The sequence below is a fragment of the Kitasatospora putterlickiae genome (genome assembly GCF_039527695.1).
GTDB classification, from domain to species: Bacteria; Actinomycetota; Actinomycetes; order Streptomycetales; family Streptomycetaceae; genus Kitasatospora; species Kitasatospora putterlickiae.
The window spans coordinates 1-4770 of sequence record NZ_BAAAKJ010000457.1 but is presented as its reverse complement, the minus strand read 5'-3'; the positions used below and the strand labels follow the sequence as shown (position 1 = coordinate 4770).

The window sequence follows — 4770 nt, the reverse complement described above, 5'->3', positions numbered from 1 at the left end:
GCTCGGCGCCGCGTCCACCGGCGTGCTCGCCCGCGTCCAGCGCCTCGCCCACACCCCCGCGCCCCCGGCCCGCGCCTACCGCCTGGCCGCCCTCGCCACCCCGGTCCTCCCCTACCTCCTCGCCTGCGCCCCGCACCCGTAGGCACGGCCTTTCGGCGGCGTCCGGCGTTTCGACGGTGCTCCGCCGACGCCATCCGGGGAGGATCGGACCGCCCCGTCCACCGTCCCGCCGGAGTGCCGGATGCGCCTGCTGATCACCTCGGACACCCATGTCCCGCCACGCGCGCGGCAGTTGCCCGCGCCGCTGCTGGCCGCCGTGGACGACGCCGATGTGGTGTTCCACGCCGGGGACTGGGTCGACACCGCCACCCTCGACCTGCTGCTGGCCCGGTCCGCGCGGCTGGTCGCCGTCCACGGCAACAACGACGGGCCCGAGCTGCGGGAGCGCCTGCCCGAGATCGCGCGGGCTGAGCTCCAGGGCCTGCGCTTCGCCGTGGTGCACGAGACCGGCCCGGCCAGGGGCCGCGAACAGCGGTGCGAGGCACGGTTCCCCGACACCGACGTGCTGGTCTTCGGGCACAGCCACATCCCGTGGGACAGCACCACGCCCGGCGGTCTGCGGCTGCTCAACCCCGGGTCGCCCACCGACCGCCGCCGCCAGCCGTTCGCCGGCTACCTGACCGCCCGCGTGGCCGACGGCCGCCTCACCGACGTCCGGCTCCACCGCCTGCCACCCCGGTCCTGAAACGATCCCGAACCGCCCCGAACCGGTCCTTAACCGTCCCGAACCGATCGCTTCCCGCCACCATGTGACGCCCCGAACGGACTTGCCGAGGCCCCGCGCCGTGTGATCGGATCGCGGTGCATCGCGTGCCGGTGGCGGACCGCGCCAGGCATGGAGGTGCGGAACCCGAAAGGGACGGCCGATCATGGCTTCCCACGACGGCGACCGCGCGGTCGCCCTCAGTCTCCAACTCTCCCGAGCCCACCAGGACCTGCGCCGCCGGATCGCCGGCCTCAGGTCGGCCCCCGATCCCCTCCGGCCGGAAGACGACACACTCGCCGCCCACTGCCTGGCCTTCTGCGACGCGCTGACCGTCCATCATCAGGGCGAGGACGAGGGCATGTTCGCCCAGCTGGTGCGTGAACGACCGGCGCTCGCACCGACGATCGCCAAACTCGTCGAGGACCACGGGCTGATCTCCTCGATCCTGTCCCGGGTGCGCGAACTCGCGCTCAGGCCGGCCGGATCCCCCGGCTCCGAGCGCGAGTCCATCCAGCGCGAACTCGACGGCCTCACGGCGATCCTGGAGTCCCACTTCCGGTACGAGGAGCGGACGATCAGCGCGGCGCTCGACGCGACCGACCCGACCGGCGACTGGCCCGATCCGGTCTTCCGTCCCGACCAGGCATGAGGACCACCTGGAAACCCGTTTACCTAACCAGTTCCAACATGTTTAATGGTTAGCGCAAGCAGGCCGACCCATGGAGGACGTCATGCCCCGCATCCCCCAACCGACCCCGGACACCGCCGGGCCCGACCTGGACTTCCCCGCCGTCACCTCGACGGACGTCCCGGCGATCGACCCGGCGGTGGCCCGATGAGTGGTGGGCTGAACTGGCGCGAGGGCGCCCGCGTCGAACTGCGCCCCGGTTACGCCCTGCTGGACGGCGACGGCGTCCCCCGCACCCGCCTCACCGGCGTCCGGCTGGCGATCGAGGGCGGCTTCGTCCACGTCGCCGTCCCCGGCGCGACCGCCGTCCAGGTGGTCTCCGCCCCGGCGGTCGCCCACCTCGACTACCCGGCCGCGGCCCCGGCTCCCGCCGAGTAGCACCCGGGAGGGTGGAGCACCGAACCGCCCACGCCCGGAAGCCATCTCACCCGACCACCCGACCACCCGACCGGCGCGACGGGGGACCGTGGTCGCGCCACCGGGCCGAGCGGGTCCAACGGGGGGACCCGCTCGGCCCGGCCCCCGCACCGGGCGCCCGGAACATCGCCGGGCGGCGCGGGCTCAGGGGCGGACGGCGCCGACGTAGGGCATGGCGTCGATCGGGAGGACCTCGACGTTCTTGCCGGTGCGGGGGGCGTGGATCATCTTGCCCTCGCCGATGTAGAGGCCGACGTGGTGCAGGTCCGCGTAGAAGAAGACCAGGTCACCGGGCTGGAGGTCGGCGCGGGAAATGCGGGCGCCGGCCTTCCACTGGTCCTGGGAGACGCGCGGGAGCTTCACTCCGGCGGCGCGGTAGGCGGCGCCGGTCAGGCCGGAGCAGTCGTAGCCGGATGGGCCGGTGGCGCCCCAGACGTAGGGCTTGCCGAGCTGCGCGTAGGCGAACTGGACGATGGTGGCGGCCCGGCCGGTGACCGGTCCGGTGTCGGCGGGGCGCTCGGCGGCGGAGCGGGAGGCCCGGGTGGCGGCGGCCTCCTGGGCGTTGACCTTGGCGCGGTCGGCGGCACTCAGCTTGTTGAGCAGCGCCTGCGCCTTGGCCAGCTTGTCCTGGACCGCCTTCCTCTCCGCCGCCAGCGCGGTGCCGGCCTCGTCCAGCTGGGCGAGGGTGGCGGTGGCCTCGGCGCGGTCCTGGTCGAGTTTGCGCTGCTCGTCGAGGGCCCGGCGCAGCAGCGCCGCCTGGGAGTCGACGACCTGGTTCTGGGCACTCGCCCGGGCCAGGTAGCCGCCCGGGTCGGAGTCGAGCATCAGCTGGACGGACGGGTCGATGCCGCCGCTGCGGTACTGCTCGGCCGCGATGCCGCCGAGCTGGGTGCGCAGTTCGTTCATCGCCTCCTGGCCGCGGGCCACCTTCTCCTGGATCCGGTTGGCGTCGCCCTGGAGGGTCTGCTGCTTCTCCTGGAAGCCGTTGTAACGCTCGATCGACTGCTCGGCCTCCTCGTTGAGCTGGTCGACCTGCTCCTTGACGGAGGCCAGGCCGGGCGCCGGTTCGGCCTGGGCCGGTCCCGCGGTGAGGGCGACGCCGCCGGCCATCGCGGTGGTGACGACCGCCAGGCGGGCCCGGCTGGGCGGGCTGGGCTTGCGGCGCTTTCCCATGACGGCTGACTCCTCGGACACGGGGACGGGTGGAACGGGCGGGACAGGAAGGACAGGCGGGACAGGCGGAACGAAGGGTGAGAACCGCGCGAACACGGGCAGGACGGGGCGTTCCGGGGAGAGCCGTCCCGCCACCCGTGTTCTTCTAAGCAAGTTAATAGATGACCGCAGCCGTTCCGCAAGCGGCCCCCCGCACGCCGCTCTTCGCACACCGGTGTTGCAACAGAGTGCAAAGCGAGGGCAATGTCACACCCTCCGCCCCTCCTGCGCCCCCGTTCACAGGCGCTACCCTGCGGGACATGACGGTCCCGCCCGAAGGGCTTTCCCTGGCCGCCGAGTTCCCGGCCGCCCACCGCGAGCAGTGGCAGACCCTCGTCGAGGGTGTGCTGCGCAAATCGGGGGCGCAGCCCGAGGACGGCACAGCAGCCGAACGCGCGCTCAGCACCGCGCTCCAGGACGGGCTGCGCGCCCGCCCGCTCTACACCGCCGAAGACGCCCCGGCCGACCCGGGCCTCCCCGGCTTCCCGCCGTTCGTCCGCGGCGCCCGTCCGCAGGGCGCCTCGGTCGCGGGCTGGGACGTCCGCCAGCGGCACGGCGACCCCGATCCGCGCCGCACCAACGAGGCGGTGCTGGCCGATCTGGAGCACGGCGGCGGCTCGCTCTGGCTGCGGCTGGGCGACGAGGGCCTGCCGGTCACCGCGCTGGGCGAGGCACTCACCGGCGTCTACCTCGACCTGGCCGGGGTGGTGCTCGACGCGGGCGCCGAATTCCCCGAGGCCGCCGCGCAGTTGTTCAAGCTGTACCAGGAGCGCGAGGTCTCCCCCGGCTCCGCCACCGGCACCCTGGGCGCCGACCCGCTGGGCCTGCAGGCCCGCACCGGCGACGCCGAGCGCACCGACGCGCTGCTCGCCGAGGCCGCCTCGCTCGCCGTCCGCTGCGCCGAGGACTTCCCCGGCCTGCGCGCGGTGGCCGTCGACGCGCTGCCGTACCACGAGGCGGGCGGCTCGCCCGCGCAGGAGCTGGGCGCCTCGCTGGCCGCCGGCGTCGCGTACCTGCGCGCGCTGACCGGGGCCGGCCTTTCGGTGGACGCCGCGCTCGGCCAGCTGGAGTTCCGCTACGCCGCCGACGCCGACCAGTTCCTGACGATCGCCAAGTTCCGTGCGGCGCGCCGCCTGTGGGCCCGGGTCGCCGAGGCCTGCGGCGCCTCCCCGGCCGTCTCGGCGCAGCGTCAGCACGCCGTCACCTCCGCGGTGATGATGACCGCCCGCGACCCGTGGGTGAACATGCTCCGCACCACGATCGCCTGCCTGGCCGCCGGAGTCGGCGGCGCGGACGCGGTGACCGTGCTGCCGTTCGACGCCGCGCTCGGCCTGCCGGACGCCTTCGCCCGCCGGATCGCCCGCAACACCCAGGCGATCCTGCTGGAGGAGTCGCACCTGGCCCGGGTGGTCGACCCGGCGGGCGGCTCCTGGTACGTGGAGCGGCTGACCGACGAGCTGGCGCACGCCGCCTGGGCGTGGTTCCAGGAGATCGAGCGGGCCGGCGGCCTGTCGGCCGCGCTGGAGTCCGGCCTGGTCGGCGAGCGGATCGCGGCCACCTGGGCGGAGCGCTCGGTGCGGCTCGCCAAGCGGCGCGAACCGGTCACCGGCGTCAGCGAGTTCCCGAACCTCGGCGAGCAGGCGCTGGTCCGCATCCCCGCCCCGGCCGGTCCGTCCGGCGGGCTGCC

General features: G+C 74.5%; 5 protein-coding genes. 4 read left to right on the top strand and 1 reads right to left on the bottom strand.

The genetic code is table 11. The annotated features are described in order from the left end of the window. Positions 1–241 precede the first annotated feature (241 nt). The 3 genes from ABD308_RS36695 to ABD308_RS36685 all read left to right on the top strand — a co-directional run bounded on the left by ABD308_RS36695 (position 242) and on the right by ABD308_RS36685 (position 1832). The gene (locus tag ABD308_RS36695; protein WP_344344597.1) at positions 242–745 is read left to right on the top strand and encodes a metallophosphoesterase family protein; all 504 of its coding nucleotides are present in this window, start codon (positions 242–244) and stop codon (positions 743–745) included. Between the two features lie 184 nt (positions 746–929). Next, on the top strand, positions 930–1415 hold the full coding sequence (locus tag ABD308_RS36690; RefSeq protein WP_344344595.1) for a hemerythrin domain-containing protein: 486 nt from the start codon (positions 930–932) through the stop codon (positions 1413–1415). A gap of 186 nt (positions 1416–1601) precedes the next feature. Beyond that, positions 1602–1832: a hypothetical protein gene (locus tag ABD308_RS36685; RefSeq protein WP_344344593.1), complete on the top strand. Its 231-nt coding sequence runs from the start codon at positions 1602–1604 to the stop codon at positions 1830–1832. Positions 1833–2015: 183 nt separating this feature from the next. Here the strand turns inward: ABD308_RS36685 and ABD308_RS36680 are convergent, their stop codons facing one another. Next, on the bottom strand, positions 2016–3044 hold the full coding sequence (locus ABD308_RS36680) for a C40 family peptidase (RefSeq protein WP_344344591.1): 1029 nt from the start codon (positions 3042–3044) through the stop codon (positions 2016–2018). Between the two features lie 299 nt (positions 3045–3343). On the opposite strand from ABD308_RS36680, the gene ABD308_RS36675 reads away from it, so the two are divergent. After that, a partial coding sequence (locus ABD308_RS36675; protein WP_344344589.1) for a methylmalonyl-CoA mutase subunit beta occupies positions 3344–4770 on the top strand: 1427 nt, incomplete at its 3' end.